The sequence below is a fragment of the Streptomyces huiliensis genome (genome assembly GCF_020037025.1).
GTDB lineage: Bacteria > Actinomycetota > Actinomycetes > Streptomycetales > Streptomycetaceae > Streptomyces > Streptomyces huiliensis.
Window position 1 is genome coordinate 37,508 of record NZ_JAIQLH010000021.1, and the last position, 16,506, is coordinate 54,013.

The following is a 16,506-nucleotide window of genomic DNA, read 5'->3' on the forward strand; positions in this document are numbered from 1 at the left end:
AAAGGTAAGGTAAGGGTTACCTACCTTTTTGATCTTCTCCTTCCGGCGAGGCGGTGACCGCGTGTACGTCTGCTCGTGCTTCGGGATCACGGAGCAGCAGGTGCGTGAGCACGCGGAGAACGGTGCGTGCACGCCCCGGCAGATCGCGTCCGCGACCAAGGCCGGCACGGACTGCGGCAGCTGCGTACGCCGCGTCCAGGCCCTGCTGGGGCGGGGCGCCTGCCCGCGGCGGGAGCTGGTGGACCAGGGCTCCCGGGACCCGCTGGCGGCCGAGGCGAACGGCCCGGCGACGGCCACGGCGTCCATACCGCAGGTCCCGTCCATACCGCAGGTCCCGTCCGCTCCGCCCGTCCCGCCCGTGACACCGCCCGTGGACGGGATCGTCCGCGCGGCCTAGTGCGACGCCTCGCCGTTCGACTGCTCGATGAACTGCGCCAGGTACAGCGGCTCGCCCAGCTTCTCGATCAGCTCCAGCTGGGTGTCGAGGTAGTCGATGTGGTCCTCCTCGTCGGCGAGGATCGACTCGAAGATGTTGGCCGAGGTGATGTCGCCCTTGGCGCGCATCACCTCCACCCCGCGCCGGAGGCGGTCGATGGCCTCCACCTCGACCTGCCGGTCGGCCTGGAACATCTCCGTGATCGTCTGGCCGACGCGGACGTGGAACAGCCGCTGGTAGTTCGGCAGCCCCTCCAGGAAGATGATCCGGTCCGTGAGGACCTCGGCGTGCCGCATCTCGTCGAACGACTCGGCCCGCGTGTGCTCCGCGATCTTGGTCCAGCCGTGATGCTCCTGCATCTTCGCGTGCAGGAAGTACTGGTTGATGGCGGTCAGCTCACCCGTCAGCTGTTCGTTGAGGAATTCGATGATCTCCGGGTCGCCCTGCATCGCGCGGGCTCCTTCCAAGCTCATGACCGGCAGGATGCGCGCATCCTCGCACCGGCCTCCCGGGCCGTCCAGTAAGTGCACACTTAGTGGGAGTTGTCCGGACAGAGCGGTGGCCCCCGGTCATCGGCATCCGCCGGTGTCTGACACCATGGAGGCATGGGTCAGTCGGAAAGCCGCGAAGGGGAGCATCTCCAGCTGCCTCCGGGGCAGCGTCTCCAGCGTGGCTGGCCGGTGACCCACTACGGGCCCGTGCCGAGGTTCCGGCCGGACCGGTGGGAGTTCCGCGTCTTCGGCGCGACCGCCGACGGCGACAAGCGCTGCTGGACGCATGAGGAGTTCTCGGCCCTGCCGCACACCACGGTGGTCGCCGACTTGCACTGCGTCACCAAGTACAGCGTCCTCGACGCCGAATGGGGCGGCGTCGCCACCCGCACCATCCTCGAACTGGCCCCGCCCGCCCCGGACGTCACCCACGTCATGGTCTGGGCCGAGTACGGCTACAGCTCCAACCTCCGCCTCTCCGACTTCGCCTCCGACCGCTCGATCTTCGCCACCCACAAGGACGGCGAACTCCTCACCGCCGAACACGGCTTCCCGGTCCGGCTCGCGGTGCCGCACCTGTACGCCTGGAAGGGCCCGAAGTGGGTGCGCGGCGTGGAGTACATGACCGCGGACCGGCGGGGGTTCTGGGAGGAGCGCGGGTACCACAACATCGGGGATCCGTGGCGGGAGCAGCGGTATTCGTACCAGGAGGTACCGGGGGACGGCCCTGAGCTTTAGGGGCCCCCTGCGGGGGCTGTGCCCCGGTCCCACCCCTTCGCCGATTCCTGGGGCTGACGCCCCAGACCCCGAAACCGCGCTCCGCGCGGTTGTCCTCAAACGCCGGACGGGCTGGATTTAGCCCGTCCGGCGTTTGAGGACAGCGCCCGCAGGGCGCTTCGGGGGTGCGGGGGCTGGCCCCCGCAAGAAACGGTGAAAGGGCGGGACCGGGGCAACCCCCCGGCGTCAGCCGAAGAGCACCTTCACCTCCTCATACCGCTCAGCGGAAACCGTCTTCAAACAAGCCGTCGCCTCGGACAAAGGCACCCGCACGATCTCCGTCCCCCGAAGAGCCACCATCCGCCCGAACGCCCCCTCCCGCACCGCGGCAATCGCATGCAGCCCAAACCGCGTCGCCAGCCACCGGTCAAAAGCACTCGGCGTCCCACCCCGCTGGATATGCCCCAGCACGGTCGTCCGAGCCTCCTTCCCGGTCCGCCGCTCGATCTCCTTGGCGAGCCACTCGCCGACCCCCGACAGCCGGACGTGCCCAAAAGCGTCGAGCCCGCCGGAGGCGTCCTTCAGAACGAGCTCCCCGTCGACCGGCATCGCCCCCTCCGCGACCACCACGATCGGCGCGTAACTGGCCCGGAACCGCGACGTGACCCACCCGCACACCTCGTCCAGGTCGAACCGCTGCTCCGGGATGAGGATGACGTTGGCACCGCCGGCGAGGCCGGAGTGGAGGGCGATCCAGCCCGCGTGCCGGCCCATGACCTCGACGACGAGCACGCGCATGTGGGACTCGGCGGTGGTGTGCAGCCGGTCGATGGCCTCGGTGGCGATGTTGACGGCGGTGTCGAAGCCGAAGGTGTAGTCGGTGGCGGAGAGGTCGTTGTCGATGGTCTTGGGGACGCCGACGCACGGGATGCCGTGCTGCTCCCAGAGCCGGGCGGCGACGCCGAGGGTGTCCTCGCCGCCGATGGCGACGAGGGCGTCGACGCCGAGGCCGGCCAGGTTCTCGCGGATCCTGCGGACCCCGTCGCGCTCCTTGAAGGGGTTGGTGCGCGAGGAGCCGAGGACGGTGCCGCCGCGCGGCAGGATGCCGCGGACGGCCGGGATGTCGAGCGGGACGGCGGCGCCGGTGAGCGGCCCGCGCCAGCCGTCCCTGAAGCCGGTGAACTCGTACTGGTGGTCCTGGACGCCCTTGCGGACGACGGCCCGGATGACCGCGTTGAGCCCGGGGCAGTCGCCCCCGCCGGTCAGCACTCCGACGCGCATGACGCACACCTTCCCTCCAGCCGGGACGACCGCCCGGCCGCGGGAGACCGGCGGCTCAGGCGTCGTCGAGACCTCGCTCTATGGCGTAGCGGACGAGCTCCACCCGGTTGTGCAGCTGGAGCTTGCCCAAGGTGTTCTGCACATGGTTCTGCACCGTCCGGTGGGAAATAACCAGCCGTTCGGCGATCTGCTTGTAGGACAGGCCCTTGGCGACGAGCCGGAGCACCTGGGTCTCGCGGTCCGTGAGCCGGGGCGCCTCCGGCGCGGAGGGTCCCGAGGGGAGCGCGGCGGGGGCGGGTTCGGCGGCGAGGCGCCGGTACTCGCCGAGGACGAGCCCGGCCAGTCCGGGGGTGAAGACGGGGTCGCCGGCGGCGGTGCTGCGGACGGCGGCGAGGAGCTCCTCCGTGCTGGCGGACTTGACCAGGTAGCCGGTGGCGCCGGACTTCACGGCCTCCAGGACGTCGGCGTGCTCGCCGCTCGCGGAGAGGACGAGGACGCGCAGCGCGGGGTTCTCGCCGACGAGTTCCTTGCAGACGGCGACGCCGGGCAGCCCGGGCAGGTTGAGGTCGAGGACGAGCACGTCGGGGGCGGCGGCGCGGGCGCGGCGGACGGCCTGGGGGCCGTCGCCCGCGGTGGCGACCACGTCGAAGCCGGCGGCGGCGAGGTCGCGGGCGACGGCGTCGCGCCACATCGGATGGTCGTCGACCACCATCACCTTCACGGCCTGTTCCGCGGCGACCGTCATCACACCTCACTCTTTCGCAGGGTCCGGGGGACTGTCAGTTCGACCTCGGTGCCCTGGCCGGGCACGGAGACCAGCTCCGCCGTGCCGCCGAGGTCGCGGAGGCGGCCGCGGATGGAGAGGGCGACGCCCATGCGCCCCTCGCGTTCCGCGTCGGCGAGCCGGCCCTCGGGGATGCCGGGTCCGTCGTCGCGCACGCTGACGATCACCTGGTCGGGTTCGTCCTCGACGAGGATCCAGGCCCGGGCGTCCTCGCCCGCGTGCCGTTCGACGTTGTCCAGGGCGGCGCCGACGGCCGCGGCGAGCTCGGCCGCGGCGGCGGCCTCCAGCAGGACGGGGGTGCCGGGCGCGGAGAAGGTCACCGCGTGGCCGGCGTAGGGGGCGAGGAGGGCCCGCAGGTCGCAGGGGCCCTCGGGCGGGCGGGCGGCGGGGACGGGCAGGGGTTCGGCCGGGGCGTCGGCGGGCCGGTCCCCCAAGGCCCCCAAGGCCCCCAAGGCCCCCAAGGCCCCCAAGGCCCCCAAGGCCCCCAAGGCCCCCAAGGCCCCTGCGGCCCACTGCGACCGCCGCGGCGGTACCAGGCCGCCGGCGACCAGGGTACGCAGGGCGATCTCCTGCTCTCCGGCCATCCGGCCCAGTTCGGCGGCCTCGCCGCCGAGGGCGGCGCCGCGGCGCTGGACCATGGCCAGCACCTGGAGGACGCTGTCGTGGATGTCCCGGGCCAGCCGCTCGCGCTCCCGGTTGGCCGCCTCGATCTGCAGGGCCCGGGCGAGGGTGCGCTCGCTGACGCGGGCGACCTCGACGACGTAGCCGATGGCGATGCTGGCGACCCAGACGAGCAGGACGTCGTGGAGGGTGTCGCGGGGCAGTCCCTCGCGTTCGACGGCGTTGGCGAGGGCGACGAGGGTGGCGGCGCCGGCCGCCCACCGCCAGCCGCCCTTGATGGCGCAGCCGAGGACCGCGCCGGCGGTCCAGACGGACGGGAGGGTGGCGGCGCCGTCCTCGATGCGGAAGCGGGTGTCCAGCACGCCGGTGAGCAGGATGCCGCCGAGCGCGACGACGAGGTCGGCGACGAGGAAGCGGCCGGTGCAGCGTTCGGCGGAGGAGACGCGGTTCCAGGTGCCCAGCGTCCACAGGGTGAGTACGCCCATGTAGAGCGCGGCACCGAGCGGGTGGGCGTATTCGTGGTACGCCGGAACGAAGAGGACGAGTGCGTAGCAGAGGGTGACGATCCGGTAGCCGGTGAGCGCCCGCCACAGCGGCAGCTCCACCGACATGCGTACCCGGCCGCCCGAACGCCCCGTACCGCCGCCGCCCGCCATCCCCGCCCGCTCTCCCTCTTCCGGCCCCCGCTACTCGCCGCGGCGTCGCTTGTGCTGCTCCGCCGGCTGGTCGAGACCGGCGGCCTTGGCGGCCTTCTCGGCCTCCTTCTCCTCCTCGGCCTTCCGCTTCTCCTCCTCGGCCTTCTTCTTCGCGGCCTCGGCGATCTGCCGCTTCGCGGCCGTGGCGTAGATGTCCACGTACTCCTGGCCGGAGAGCTTCATGATCTCGTACATGACCTCGTCGGTCACCGAGCGGAGGATGAAGCGGTCGCCGTCCATGCCGTGGTAGCGGCTGAAGTCCAGCGGCTTGCCGATCCGGATGCCGGGCCGCATCAGCTTGGGCATCACCTTGCCGGGCGGCTGGATCTTCTCGGTGTCGATCATCGCGACGGGCAGCACGGGAGCCCCGGTGGCCAGCGCCACCCGGGCCAGGCCGCCCGGCTTGCCGCGGTAGAGGCGGCCGTCGGGGGACCGGGTGCCCTCGGGGTAGATGCCGAAGAGCTCACCGCGCTCCAGCACCTCGATGCCACTCTTGATGGCCGCCTCGCCCGCGCCGCGGGCGCCGGAGCGGTCCACCGGGAGCTGGCCGACGCCCTTGAAGAAGGCGGCCGTCAGCTTCCCCTTGACCCCGGGGGAGGTGAAGTACTCCTGCTTCGCGATGAACGTGATCTTCCGGTCCAGGACCGCGGGGAGGAAGAAGGAGTCCGAGAACGACAGGTGGTTGCTCGCGAGGATCGCGGGCCCCTCGGCGGGCACGTTCTCCAAACCCTCCACCCAGGGCCGGAAGGCAAGCTTCAGCGACCCGCCGATGGACAGCTTCATAGCGCCGTAGAACAACCGAGAACCTCCTGTGTGTGACGAGGAGACCTTAACCCGCCTACCCGCGATGCGGCGCTCCGCGTAGGCTGAGGGACAGCCCCTGTCCTTCCGCGACCGCCGCGCGTCGTGCCCGCGGTCACGCTCCATCGATCGGAGATCCCGGTGCCGCTCCTCCCCGGCGCCGAGCCGTTCCGCCACGACGGCGGAGAGGTCGGCGTGCTCGTCTGCCACGGCTTCACCGGTTCCCCGCAGTCCGTACGGCCCTGGGCCGACGACCTCGCCGAGCGCGGCCTCACCGTCTCGCTCCCCCTGCTGCCGGGGCACGGCACCCGCTGGCAGGACATGCAGATCACCGGCTGGCAGGACTGGTACGCCGAGGTCGACCGCGAACTGTGGGCCCTGCGCGAGCGCTGTGCGCGGGTCTTCGTCTGCGGGCTGTCCATGGGCGGCGCGCTGGCCCTGCGGCTCGCTGCCCGGCACGGGGACGCGGTTGCCGGCCTCGCCCTCGTCAACCCGGCCAACAAGGTGCACGGCCTCGGCGTCAAGGCGCTGCCGCTGCTGCGCCACCTCGTGCCCACGACCGCCGGCATCGCCAGCGACATCGCCAAGCCCGGCTGCCATGAGGTCGGATACGACCGGGTCCCGCTGCACGCCGCCTACTCCTTCCACCGCTTCCTCCAGCTCGTGGACCGCGAACTGCCCCAGGTGACACAGCCGTTGCTGCTGATGCACAGTCCGGAGGACCACGTCGTCCCGCCGGCCGACTCCGCCCGCATCCTGGCCCGGGTCTCCTCCCGGGACGTCACGGAACGGCTGCTGGAGCGCAGTTACCACGTGGCCACCCTGGACCACGACGCCCCCGCGATCTTCGAGGACACGCACGCGTTCATCACCCGGCTCACCCGGCAGGGCACCACCGCGCAGGGGAACTCCGCCAAGGGGACGGCCTCCCGTGGCTGAGCGCGACGCGGGCCACGACCGCGACGACAGCCGCGACCCGCTGGACGAGGACGCCGCCTGGGCGGAGCTCGTCGCGGCCTACGGCGAGCAGCCCGACCCGGAGAAGGGCCGCTGGCCCGCGACGGGCGACGACGAACGCCCCACGGCGGCGGAGCCGCCCCCCGCACCGGCCGCTCCCGCGACGCCGTCCGACCGCCCGGGCGGCTTCATCGTCTACGCCCCCGGCGTCGGCCCCCGCGACTGGGCCACCCCCACCGCGCCAGACGACTCCAAGACCGACGGCCCGGACGACGACGAGGGCCACTTCGTCCCGCCCGAGCCCCCGCCCCTGCCCACCGGCGACGTCACCTCCCGCTTCGCCTGGATCGCCGTCCTCGGCGGCCCGCTGCTCCTGCTCGTCATGGTGCTGCTGCGCCAGGAACTGACCTGGTGGATCACCACCCTGGGCATCGGCGGCTTCCTCGGCGGCTTCGCCACGCTCGTCCTGCGGATGCGGGACGGCGACGAGGACGACGACGACCCGGGGCGCGGCGCGGTCGTCTGACCCTCTTCTCGCACGCGGAGCCCGTCCGGACCCCATCCGGACGGGCTCTTCCGCGTCCGGGGACCAGGAGGGGGCCGGGAGGGGTCCGGGAGGGAACCGGGATCCGGCGAGCGGTGAAGGAGGGGTGAGAGCCCAGCCCTTCACACGGCGCCCGCACGGACGAGAGGAGCCCCATGACCGCCGTACCAGGCGTCAGAAGCTCACCACCGAAGGAGGATTCCGACGCCTCGGTGATCGCACGATCCCTGGACGACCCCGAGGCATTCGCCGCGCTCTTCGACCGCCACGCCGACTCCGTGCACCGCTACGCGGCCCGCCGGCTGGGCACGGTGGCGGCGGAGGACGTCATGGCGGAGACCTTCACCACCGCCTTCCGGCTGCGCCACCGCTACGACACCGGGCAGGACAGCGCCCGGCCGTGGCTGTTCGGCATCGCCACCAACCTCATCCACCGGCACCGCCGTTCCGAGGCCCGTCGCTTCAAGGCGCTCGCCTCGCTCCCGGCCGACGCCGGCCACGACGAGGGCCCCGCCGACCGGGCCGTGGCCCGCGCCGGCGCCCAGGGCGTCCGCCGGGAACTGGCCGCCGCCCTGGCCCGGCTCTCGCCCCGGCACCGCGACGTGCTGCTGCTGGTGGCCTGGGGCGACCTCGGCTACGAGGAGGCCGCGCGGGCCCTGGACATCCCCGTCGGGACGGTCCGGTCGCGGCTGCACCGGGCCCGGAAGACCCTGCGCGCGGCGCTGGGCGGTATCGACCCCACAGCTTTCCGAGAGGCGGAGACCCATGCGTGACGTCGACCCCGAGCTCCACGAACTCCCCGAACTCCACGCACTGCGCGCCTGGAACGCGGGCGCGCGCCCCCTCACCGACGAGGCCCGGCACCGCGCGCGCGTCCGCCTCTTCGCCACGATGAGCGAACGCCCGTCACGACCCGCCCGCCTGCCGCGCCGCGGCCGGCTCGTCCCCCGGATCGCCCTGGCGGGCGCGGTGGCGGCGGCGGTCACGGCGACGCTGCTGGTGACGACGGACGAGGAGGGGCGGCCGCCCGGGGCGCCGGTTCCCGAGCGGATGGACTACGTCAGCGCGGTCACCGTGCTCGACCGGGCGGCCGCCCGGGAGCGCCGGAACGGCCCGCGGTTCGCGCCGCGCGGTGACCAGTTCGTCTACACCCGGACCGTGGGCGTCAAGGAGGGGTCCCGCGAACGGTACGTGGACGAGAACTGGTACGCCGTCGATCCGCACCGCTCGGACTCGTGGATCTCCGAACAGGGCAAGGGGTGGTGGTCCGGGGTCCTGCCGAAGGACAACACCCTGTGGCCGACGTCGGACTGGGCCGAACTCCGGACGTACCCCACCGACCCCGACCGGCTGATCAAGCAGATCAACCACTACACGTCCAGCGCCGAGAAGGGGCCGAAGGATCTCGACAGGGAGGAGTGGGCCGGGCTCTTCCACGGCTTCGCCAGCCTGATGTGGCACGTCCCGGTCATGCCCGAGGGGCTCAAGCCCGCCGTCTACAGGGCCATGTCCCGGATCCCCGGGGTCAAGGCGACGCGCGGTGTCCAGGACCTCCGCGGCCGCCCCGGCGTGGGGGTGTTCTTCCCGCTGAGCCCGCGCGGGTCCGAGGCCAAGCCGGAGACCTTCGTCTTCGACGAGAAGACGTACGAGTACCTGGGGCGCTGCCAGGAGTGGGAGGGGCAGCGGTGTGTGGTGGGGTCGTACTTGGAGACGTACGGGGTGACGGACGAGGCGAAGCGGCGGCCTTGACGGGGGTGGGCGCGCCCCGGTCCCTCTGAGGACAACCGCGCGGAGCGCGGGTTCGGGGGTGCGGGGGCCCGCCCCCGCAAGAAACGGTGAATGGGGGTGCCCCCTCTGGGGGAGGGACAGGGGCCCCCTTACGCCGGCTCCGCCGGCACCCGCACAGCCGCCAGCACCGGCAGATGATCCGTGGCCGCCAAGAGATCAGCCTCGCTCACCCCCGGCAACCCCACCGGCACCCCGCACCCCAAAATCTCAACCCCACCCGAAGCGAACACCGCGTCAATCCGCTCCGAAGGATCCCAGAGGGAAGCCGACTCCTCCGCCCCCCAAGGCTTCACGCCCCACCCCTCCTGCAACTCCCCCGCCAGCAGCTTGAACGTCCGCCCGTAGGGCCGGTCGTTGAGGTCTCCGGCGACAACGGCATGCGGCACGCCAAGCCGGGCGACGTGCTCCAGCACGAGCCGCCCCTGCGCGTACCGCTCCTCGTCCCGCATGCTCAGATGGCAGCTGACGACACCGAGCCGAGCCCGCCCGAACCGCAGCACGGCGGTCGCGAGGCCACGCTGGTGCAGGCCGGGGGTGCGCGGCAGGAGCACGTCCTCGGCGCGCTCCACGTGCGGCCGGAGGGTGGTGAGGATCATCGGTCCGGAGGCGGTGGCGCCGCCGGTCACGTACACCAGGCCGGAAGCGCGGGCGAGCCGCGCCGCCGCCTTGCGCCAGCGGAAGAAGCGGGGGGCTTCCTGGACGCAGACGACGTCGGGGGCGCAGGCCCGGATCACCCGGGCCAGCGCCCCCACGTCGTCCCGCATGGAGCGGATGTTGTAGCTGAGCACGCGGACCACGGCGGCGTCCGCTTCGGTCGAGGATTCCGGCAGGTCCGCGAGCATGAGCCCTCCGCTGAGAGATCCGTCCTTCAGACGATCACGATCAAGCTCTGCGGACCCTACCGCGTCAGCCCTGGCGGGCCAGGTCCGCGGCCCCCACCAGCCCCGCCTTGCCGCCCAGCTGGGCGGCGAGCACCTGCGCGTGCGGGCGCCACTTGCCGCCGACGAGCCAGCGGCGGAAGGACTTGCGGATGGGGTCGAGGACGAGGTCGCCCTCGTCCGAGAGGCCGCCGCCGACGATGAACGCCGACGGGTCGAACAGCGAGGCCAGGTCGGCGAGGCCGGCGCCGACCCAGCGGGCCAGCTCGCGGAAGGAGTCGACGGCCACCGGGTCGCCCTGCCGGGCGGCGAGGCTGATGTGCTTGCCCTCGATGCCCTCGGGGGTGCCGTCGCCCAGGCCCAGCAGGACCGTGGCGTTCTCGGGGGTGGCGTGGGCGCGCTGCCGGGCGTAGCGGACCAGGGCGCGACCGGAGGCGTACTGCTCCCAGCAGCCCTGGCTGCCGCAGCCGCACAGCAGGCCGTCGGGGACGGTCCGGATGTGGCCGAACTCGGCGGCGACGCCGAAGCGGCCCCGGCGCAGCTTGTTGCCGATGATGATGCCGCCGCCCAGGCCGGTGCCCAGGGTGATGCAGATGACGTCGTCGTGGCCCTGGCCTGCGCCGAAGCGGTACTCGCCCCAGGCGGCGGCGTTGGCGTCGTTCTCGACGACGACCGGGAGGCCGACGCGCTGCTCGACCTTGTCCTTGAGCGCCTCGTGCCGCCAGTTGATGTTGGGGGCGAAGAGGACGGTGGCCCGCTTGTCGTCCACGTAGCCGGCGGCGCCGATGCCGACGGCCTCCACCTCGTGGTCGGCGCTGACGGTACGGATCGCGTCGGCGATGGCGTCGATGACGGCTTCGGGGGTGTCCGGGGTCGGCACCTTGCATGTCGCGAGGATCGAACCCTCTTCGTCCACCACTCCGGCCGCGATCTTCGTGCCGCCGATGTCGACGCCGATGGTGAGTCCCATGTGTCCCTCAGTTTTTCGCTCGATCCCCGCCGCGACCAACCGTACCGGAGCCGGGGAGCGGCCCGGGCCGACGTGTCAGTCCAGGTCGATGCGCTCGGTGCCGCCCGTGCCCTCGCCGCCGTCGCCGTCCCGGCCCCCGGCCGGACGCTCCTCCGCGGGGCGGTCCTCGGCGGCGGCCCGCGTCCACCGCTGCTCCTGGCCGCGGACGGCGGCCCGGTAGGCGGCCATCAGCTCGGAGCCGGCGGACGCGAGGTGGTCGAAGACGTCCGGGTTGCGTTCGATGACGGGCTCGACGACGGCCTTGGCCCGTTCGACGACCTGCTGCACGGCGCCCTGGGCGACGGCGCCGGCGAGCGGCAGCTGGAAGGACGCGACCTTGTCGGCGACGGCCTCGACGAGTCTGCGCAGCTCGTCGGCGGCGGAGCCGGGCTCCTGGCCCTGTTCCGCCCGCCGGCGGGCGCGCTCCTCGGCGAGGTCCTCGGCGCAGGCCGCCTCCCAGGCGTCGGGGTCGGGGCCCGCCGGGGAGGCGGGGCGCTCGTTGGCATCGTTCACGACGGACTCCTGGGGCAGGCTCTTTCCTTCGACGTTACCCGAAGGAGGGCCTGCCGTTCAGGGCGCTTCGCACACCCGTAGGGGTGCCGGGGGGACGCGGTCAGGAGCCCGTCCGGGGCCACAGGTCCGGGTCGGGGGTGAAGCGGACGCACAGGGCGCCGTCGCGGAGCCCGGCGCCGGAGACGGTGCACCGGCGGAGGGCGGACGGCAGGGCGAGCGCGCGGCGGAACGGACCGACGGAGACGATGAGTTCGTCGCCCCGCCGGACGAGGCCGATCCGGTCGCGTGCGGCGCCGGGCAGCGGCAGCCGCCAGACGAGCAGGTTCTCGTCGGCCAGCCGGTCCTCCACGACGGGGAGCGGGAGCGGAACCGGGCCGGATACGGGCTCGGTCCCGGCGACGGCGGCCAGCCGGTCGAGGCCGCCGGGGCCCACCGCGTCCGCGCCGAGGTGCGGCAGCTCGACGACGGGCACACCCTCGTCCCCGTACTCCTCGCGCAGCCCCTTCAGCGCGGCCCGCTGCGCCTCCGCCAGGCCGGCGAGCCAGGGGTCGGCGGCGTCCGGCAGCAGCCGGTTGGCGACGAGGGCGCCGATCCGGCGGCCGTGCAGGGCCAGGCCCGCACGGACGGACCGCAGGGCGTCGGCGGTCAGCGGCCCGGGTTCGGCGACCATGTGGACGGCCGTGTCCTCGGCGTCGAGGACGTCCTGGACGGCGGCCAGTTCCGCGTCCCACCGCCCGGCGAGCTCGTACAGCCGCTGGGCGGGCATGGGCACCCCGGCGAGCTGGGCGAGGACCGGGCGCAGGGCGCGGGCGGCCTGCCGCTCGGGCGGCAGCAGCCGGCGCAGGTAGCGGCGGAGCTGCCCGGGCAGGGCGAGCAGGCGGACGGTGTCGTGGCCGGGGGGCATGTCGACGACGAGCAGGTCCCACGCGTCGCCGGGAACGTCGCCGGAAACGCTGTCGCCGTGCGCGGCGCGCAGGGCGGCGAGGACGGCGAGCGGCTCGGCGCCCGGCAGCTCGGTGAACTCCTCGGGGTCGAGGGGGGCGGCGCCCAGCAGGTCGAAGAGGGCGGCGCCGCGCTCCTGGAGCTCGCCGGCGAGGGCAGTGAAGTGCTCGCCGGTGGCGATCCGGGCGGCCCACAGCCCGGGAGCGGCCTCGACGGGCGGCGTGTAGGGCCGGCGCGCGTCACCGCCGCCGTCCGGCAGCGGGGTGCCGAGGACGGCGTCCGGTACCGGCCCGGGGTCGGTGGTCAGCAGCAGGACGCGCCGTCCGGCGCGGGCCGCGGCCAGCGCGGTGGCGGCCGCGACGGTGGTACGGCCCGCGCCTCCGGGACCGGTGACGAGGACCGTGCGCAAGGGTGGAGCCTCCAGAGCGGGAACGGGGAACGGGTCAGGAAGCGGCGACGGTCTCGACGCGCTGCTTCAGCCCGGCGAGGGCGCGGTCGATGATGACCTTCTCCGCCTTGCGCTTGATCATCCCGAGCATGGGGATCTTCACGTCGACGGTGAGCAGGTAGGTCGCCTCGGTGCGGCGCCCGCCGTCCAGCGGCTTCAGGCTGTACGAGCCGTCGAGCTGGCGCAGCATGGCCGACTTCACCAGGGACCAGGAGACGGTGTGCTCGTCCGGCCAGCTGTAGGCGAGGGTGTGGTCGTCCTTGATCGCGCCCGCGTCCAGCACCAGGCGCACCTTGGCGGCGCGGCCATTGTCGTCCCGCTCCAGCACCTCGGCCTGCTTCACCTCGCCCGTCCACGCCGGGTAGCGGTCGAAGTCGGCGATCACCGCCATGACCTCGGCGGGGCTCGCCTCGATCGTGATGCTCGAGCTGGTGTGTTCCGCCATCGCTGTGGCTCCTCCGTGCCGGTCCGGCCGACTGTCTCTGCTGCTGCCTGGCTGCTGCCTGCTGCCTGCCGGTGCAGGCTACCTCTCCCGGCGTGTCACCACTCCATGGCCCAGGGTGTACCGGTGGACGCGAAGTGCCCGACGTTGACGCATTCGGTCACGCCGACGCGCATCCGGCGGGCCAGCGGCTGGTGGACGTGGCCGAAGAGCGCGTACCGGGGGCGGGTGGCGCGGATCGCCTCCAGCAGGGCGGAGCTGCCGCGCTCGAAGCGCCGGGCGACCGTGTCGTAGCAGAGTTCGGGCAGGTCAGGCGGGATGTGGGAGCAGAGGACGTCGACCTCGCCGAGCGCCTCGACCTTGGCGGCGTACACGTCGTCGTCGATCTCGTAGGGCGTACGCATGGGCGTCCGCAGGCCACCTCCGACGAAGCCGAAGACGCGCCCTCCGATCTCGACGCGTTCGCCGTCGAGGACGGTGGTGCCGGGGCGGGCGAATTCCGGCCACAGGGCCGGGATGTCGACGTTGCCGTACGTGGCGTACGTGGGGGTGGGGAAGGCCGCGAAGAGTTCGGCGTACTGCTTGCGGACCGCCTGTTCGATGGCGGTGGCGCGGTCCATTCCGGCCCAGAGGCCGCGGGCGAAGGCCCGGGCCTCCTCGAAGCGGCGGGCGGTGCGCAGCTCGACGAGGCGGCCGGCGTTCTCCGCGCCGAACAGGTCGGGGAAGATGCCGCGCGCGTGATCGGCGTAGTCGAGGAAGAGGACGAGGTCGCCGAGGCAGATCAGGGCGTCGGCGCCGTCACCCGCGCGGGCCAGGTCCCGGGCGTTGCCGTGCACGTCGCTGACCACATGAACCCTGGTGCCTCGGGAGCCTCGCATGTTCAGCACCCTAGATCGCGGTCCGGCCCGGCGGAAGGGCCGCGACCTGCGGTTACTTCCGGGTCACCAGGGGGAGCGGCTAGGGTGCCGGGAGCGGTTCCGCGGCATGTGACGCACAGAACATCTGGGCGTGACCCTCTATTCGAAACCAGTACTGGTGGGTAACGTCCGGGCCGTCCTTCACCGTGCCCGAATTACACATGCCCGAATTACATGGACCGCAGCCGACGCAGCGCCCCTCGACGACGCGGCGGCGCCGGCGCCCGACGAGGAGCAGCAGTCTTGCGCGAGTTCAGCCTTCCGGCCCTCTACGAGGTCCCAGCGGACGGAAACCTGACGGATCTCATCCGCCGGAACGCCTCGCTCCACCCAGACGTCGCGGTCATAGGGCGCAAGGTCGAGGGCCGGTGGGAGGACGTCACCGCGGTCGGGTTCCTGGCCGAGGTACGGGCCGCCGCCAAGGGCCTGATGGCCTCGGGCGTGAAGCCGGGCGACCGGATCGGCCTGCTCTCCCGCACCCGCTACGAGTGGGCGCTGCTGGACTTCGCCATCTGGAGCGCGGGCGGCGTCACCGTCCCCGTCTACGAGACGAGCTCGCCCGAGCAGATCGAGTGGATCCTCGGCGACTCCGGGGCCGTGGCCTGCCTGGTGGAGACGGACGCGCACGAGGCGGCCGTCGCCTCCGTCCGGGAGTCGCTCCCGGAGCTGAAGCACGTCTGGAAAATCGAGGCCGGCGCCGACGACGCCGTCGGCGCGGTGGAGACCCTGCGCACCGCCGGCGCCGACCTGACCGACGAGGAGGTCGACGAGCGCAGCTCGCTGGCCGACGCGGACACCCCCGCGACCATCGTCTACACCTCGGGCACCACCGGCCGCCCCAAGGGCTGCGTCCTCACCCACCGCAGCTTCTTCGCCGAGTGCGGCAACGCGGTGGAGCGCCTCAAGCCCCTCTTCCGCACCGGCGACTCCTCGGTCCTGCTCTTCCTCCCCGCCGCGCACGTCTTCGGGCGGCTGGTCGAGGTGGCCGCGCTGATGGCCCCCATCCGGCTGGGCATGGTCAGCGACATCAAGAACCTGACCGACGACCTCGCGGGCTTCCGCCCGACGTTGATCCTCGGCGTGCCCCGGGTCTTCGAGAAGGTCTACAACGGCGCCCGCGCCAAGGCCCAGGCGGACGGCAAGGGCAAGATCTTCGACAAGGCGGCGGACACCGCCATCGCCTACAGCCGCGCCCTGGACACCCCGTCGGGCCCCGGCTTCGGCCTGAAGGTCAAGCACAAGGTCTTCGACCGCCTCGTCTACGGCAAGCTCCGCGCGGTCCTCGGCGGCCGGGCCACCCACGCCATCTCCGGCGGCGCCCCGCTGGGCGAGCGCCTCGGCCACTTCTACCGCGGCATCGGCTTCACCGTCCTGGAGGGCTACGGCCTGACGGAGTCCTGCGCCGCCACCGCGTTCAACCCCTGGGACCGGCAGAAGATCGGCACGGTCGGCCAGCCGCTCCCCGGCTCGGTCGTCCGGATCGCCGACGACGGCGAGGTGCTGCTCCACGGCGAGCACCTGTTCACGGGCTACTGGAACAACGAGAAGGCCACCGCCGAGGCCCTGGAGGACGGCTGGTTCCACACCGGCGACCTCGGCACCCTCGACGAGGACGGCTACCTCAGCATCACCGGCCGCAAGAAGGAGATCCTCGTGACCGCGGGCGGCAAGAACGTCGCCCCCGCCGTCATCGAGGACCGCATCCGCGCCCACGCCCTCATCGCCGAGTGCATGGTCGTCGGCGACGCCCGCCCCTTCGTCGGCGCCCTCGTCACCCTCGACGAGGACTTCCTCCCCCGCTGGCTCGAACGCCACGGCAAGCCCGCCGGCCTCACGGCCGCCGACCTCGCCGACGACCCCGAGCTCCTCGCCGACGTCCAGAAGGCCGTCGACGACGGCAACGCGGCGGTGTCGAAGGCGGAGTCCGTGCGGAAGTTCCGCATCCTGCCGGGGCAGTTCACGGAGGAGTCGGGGCATGTGACGCCGTCGCTGAAGCTGAAGCGGAATGTCGTGGCGAAGGATTTCGCGCACGAGATCGAGGCGATTTATCACGCGTGAGCGGTGTTGGGGGTGCCCCGGTCCCGCCCTTTCACCGTTTCTTGCGGGGGCAAGCCCCCGCACCCCCCCGGGCGGGCTGATTCAGCCCGTCCGGCGTTTGAGGACAACCGCGCGGAGCGCGGTTTCGGGGGCGCGGGGGCGCAGCCCCTGCAAGAAACGGTGAAAGGGCGGGACCGGGGCAACA

General features: G+C 72.9%; 18 protein-coding genes. 7 read left to right on the top strand and 11 right to left on the bottom strand.

What is annotated here, in order from left to right; all coding sequences use genetic code 11:
- Window positions 1-61: 61 nt before the first annotated feature.
- A complete protein-coding gene (locus JNW98_RS05120; protein ID WP_223766915.1) occupies window positions 62-397 on the top strand; it encodes a (2Fe-2S)-binding protein in 336 nt (111 codons plus the stop codon).
- Here JNW98_RS05120 and bfr read toward each other — a convergent pair.
- Complete coding sequence (gene bfr / locus JNW98_RS05125) at window positions 394-885, bottom strand: bacterioferritin (RefSeq protein ID WP_223766916.1); 492 nt, start codon at window positions 883-885, stop codon at window positions 394-396. The two genes, JNW98_RS05120 and bfr, sit on opposite strands and share 4 nt — an antisense overlap.
- A 156-nt stretch (window positions 886-1,041) precedes the next feature.
- Here bfr and JNW98_RS05130 point away from each other — a divergent pair, with 156 nt between their 5' ends.
- Window positions 1,042-1,665 carry a sulfite oxidase-like oxidoreductase gene (locus JNW98_RS05130; RefSeq protein ID WP_223766857.1) on the top strand — a complete coding sequence of 208 codons (624 nt, stop codon included), beginning with the start codon at window positions 1,042-1,044 and terminating at the stop codon, window positions 1,663-1,665.
- Window positions 1,666-1,890: 225 nt separating this feature from the next.
- Here the strand turns inward: JNW98_RS05130 and JNW98_RS05135 are convergent, their stop codons facing one another.
- Genes JNW98_RS05135 through JNW98_RS05150 form a run of 4 tightly spaced genes read right to left on the bottom strand, consistent with a single transcriptional unit; the run spans window position 1,891 to window position 5,823 of the window.
- A complete protein-coding gene (locus JNW98_RS05135) occupies window positions 1,891-2,925 on the bottom strand; it encodes a 6-phosphofructokinase (protein ID WP_223766858.1) in 1,035 nt (344 codons plus the stop codon).
- A 55-nt stretch (window positions 2,926-2,980) separates the two neighbouring features.
- A complete protein-coding gene (locus JNW98_RS05140; RefSeq protein ID WP_223766859.1) occupies window positions 2,981-3,670 on the bottom strand; it encodes a response regulator in 690 nt (229 codons plus the stop codon).
- The gene (gene macS, locus JNW98_RS05145) at window positions 3,670-4,986 is read right to left on the bottom strand and encodes a MacS family sensor histidine kinase (RefSeq protein ID WP_223766860.1); all 1,317 of its coding nucleotides are present in this window, start codon (window positions 4,984-4,986) and stop codon (window positions 3,670-3,672) included. Before macS ends, JNW98_RS05140 begins: the two co-directional genes overlap by 1 nt.
- Before the next feature lie 30 nt (window positions 4,987-5,016).
- Window positions 5,017-5,823: a lysophospholipid acyltransferase family protein gene (locus JNW98_RS05150; RefSeq protein WP_372459164.1), complete on the bottom strand. Its 807-nt coding sequence runs from the start codon at window positions 5,821-5,823 to the stop codon at window positions 5,017-5,019.
- A gap of 144 nt (window positions 5,824-5,967) precedes the next feature.
- Between JNW98_RS05150 and JNW98_RS05155 the strand changes: the two genes are divergently transcribed.
- The 4 genes from JNW98_RS05155 (at window position 5,968) to JNW98_RS05170 (ending at window position 9,076) form a co-directional block, all read left to right on the top strand.
- Window positions 5,968-6,765: an alpha/beta hydrolase gene (locus tag JNW98_RS05155; protein WP_223766861.1), complete on the top strand. Its 798-nt coding sequence runs from the start codon at window positions 5,968-5,970 to the stop codon at window positions 6,763-6,765.
- Window positions 6,758-7,309, top strand: coding sequence for a hypothetical protein (locus JNW98_RS05160; protein WP_223766862.1), 552 nt, complete (start codon window positions 6,758-6,760; stop codon window positions 7,307-7,309). The genes JNW98_RS05155 and JNW98_RS05160 overlap by 8 nt, the downstream gene beginning before the upstream one ends.
- A 173-nt stretch (window positions 7,310-7,482) precedes the next feature.
- On the top strand, window positions 7,483-8,100 hold the full coding sequence (locus JNW98_RS05165) for an RNA polymerase sigma factor (RefSeq protein WP_223766863.1): 618 nt from the start codon (window positions 7,483-7,485) through the stop codon (window positions 8,098-8,100).
- Entirely contained in the window at window positions 8,093-9,076 is a 984-nt protein-coding gene (locus tag JNW98_RS05170) for a CU044_5270 family protein (RefSeq protein ID WP_223766864.1), read from the top strand. Before JNW98_RS05165 ends, JNW98_RS05170 begins: the two co-directional genes overlap by 8 nt.
- A gap of 128 nt (window positions 9,077-9,204) precedes the next feature.
- Here the strand turns inward: JNW98_RS05170 and JNW98_RS05175 are convergent, their stop codons facing one another.
- From JNW98_RS05175 to JNW98_RS05200, 6 genes are all read right to left on the bottom strand, one after another.
- The gene (locus JNW98_RS05175) at window positions 9,205-9,957 is read right to left on the bottom strand and encodes an endonuclease/exonuclease/phosphatase family protein (protein ID WP_223766865.1); all 753 of its coding nucleotides are present in this window, start codon (window positions 9,955-9,957) and stop codon (window positions 9,205-9,207) included.
- 64 nt (window positions 9,958-10,021) lie between these two features.
- Window positions 10,022-10,963, bottom strand: coding sequence for an ROK family glucokinase (locus JNW98_RS05180; RefSeq protein ID WP_223766866.1), 942 nt, complete (start codon window positions 10,961-10,963; stop codon window positions 10,022-10,024).
- 75 nt (window positions 10,964-11,038) lie between these two features.
- Window positions 11,039-11,515: a DUF5304 family protein gene (locus JNW98_RS05185; RefSeq protein WP_223766867.1), complete on the bottom strand. Its 477-nt coding sequence runs from the start codon at window positions 11,513-11,515 to the stop codon at window positions 11,039-11,041.
- A gap of 100 nt (window positions 11,516-11,615) precedes the next feature.
- Window positions 11,616-12,866 (bottom strand): ArsA family ATPase, encoded by a 1,251-nt coding sequence (locus JNW98_RS05190; RefSeq protein WP_223766868.1) that lies wholly within the window; start codon window positions 12,864-12,866, stop codon window positions 11,616-11,618.
- 34 nt (window positions 12,867-12,900) lie between these two features.
- A complete protein-coding gene (locus tag JNW98_RS05195; RefSeq protein WP_223766869.1) occupies window positions 12,901-13,350 on the bottom strand; it encodes an SRPBCC family protein in 450 nt (149 codons plus the stop codon).
- 95 nt (window positions 13,351-13,445) lie between these two features.
- Window positions 13,446-14,225 carry a metallophosphoesterase family protein gene (locus JNW98_RS05200; protein WP_223766870.1) on the bottom strand — a complete coding sequence of 260 codons (780 nt, stop codon included), beginning with the start codon at window positions 14,223-14,225 and terminating at the stop codon, window positions 13,446-13,448.
- A gap of 282 nt (window positions 14,226-14,507) precedes the next feature.
- On the opposite strand from JNW98_RS05200, the gene JNW98_RS05205 reads away from it, so the two are divergent.
- Window positions 14,508-16,322: an AMP-dependent synthetase/ligase gene (locus JNW98_RS05205; protein ID WP_223766871.1), complete on the top strand. Its 1,815-nt coding sequence runs from the start codon at window positions 14,508-14,510 to the stop codon at window positions 16,320-16,322.
- Window positions 16,323-16,506: the final 184 nt, after the last annotated feature.

Coding starts and splice junctions, on each gene's coding strand:
- JNW98_RS05130 (WP_223766857.1), top strand. CDS start 1,042: ATGGGTCAGTCGGAAAGCCGCGAAGGGGAGCATCTCCAGCTGCCTCCG.
- JNW98_RS05140 (WP_223766859.1), bottom strand. CDS start 3,670: ATGACGGTCGCCGCGGAACAGGCCGTGAAGGTGATGGTGGTCGACGAC.
- JNW98_RS05180 (WP_223766866.1), bottom strand. CDS start 10,963: ATGGGACTCACCATCGGCGTCGACATCGGCGGCACGAAGATCGCGGCC.
- JNW98_RS05170 (WP_223766864.1), top strand. CDS start 8,093: ATGCGTGACGTCGACCCCGAGCTCCACGAACTCCCCGAACTCCACGCA.
- JNW98_RS05200 (WP_223766870.1), bottom strand. CDS start 14,225: ATGCGAGGCTCCCGAGGCACCAGGGTTCATGTGGTCAGCGACGTGCAC.
- bfr (WP_223766916.1), bottom strand. CDS start 885: ATGCAGGGCGACCCGGAGATCATCGAATTCCTCAACGAACAGCTGACG.
- JNW98_RS05175 (WP_223766865.1), bottom strand. CDS start 9,957: ATGCTCGCGGACCTGCCGGAATCCTCGACCGAAGCGGACGCCGCCGTG.
- JNW98_RS05135 (WP_223766858.1), bottom strand. CDS start 2,925: ATGCGCGTCGGAGTGCTGACCGGCGGGGGCGACTGCCCCGGGCTCAAC.
- JNW98_RS05195 (WP_223766869.1), bottom strand. CDS start 13,350: ATGGCGGAACACACCAGCTCGAGCATCACGATCGAGGCGAGCCCCGCC.
- JNW98_RS05165 (WP_223766863.1), top strand. CDS start 7,483: ATGACCGCCGTACCAGGCGTCAGAAGCTCACCACCGAAGGAGGATTCC.
- macS (WP_223766860.1), bottom strand. CDS start 4,986: ATGGCGGGCGGCGGCGGTACGGGGCGTTCGGGCGGCCGGGTACGCATG.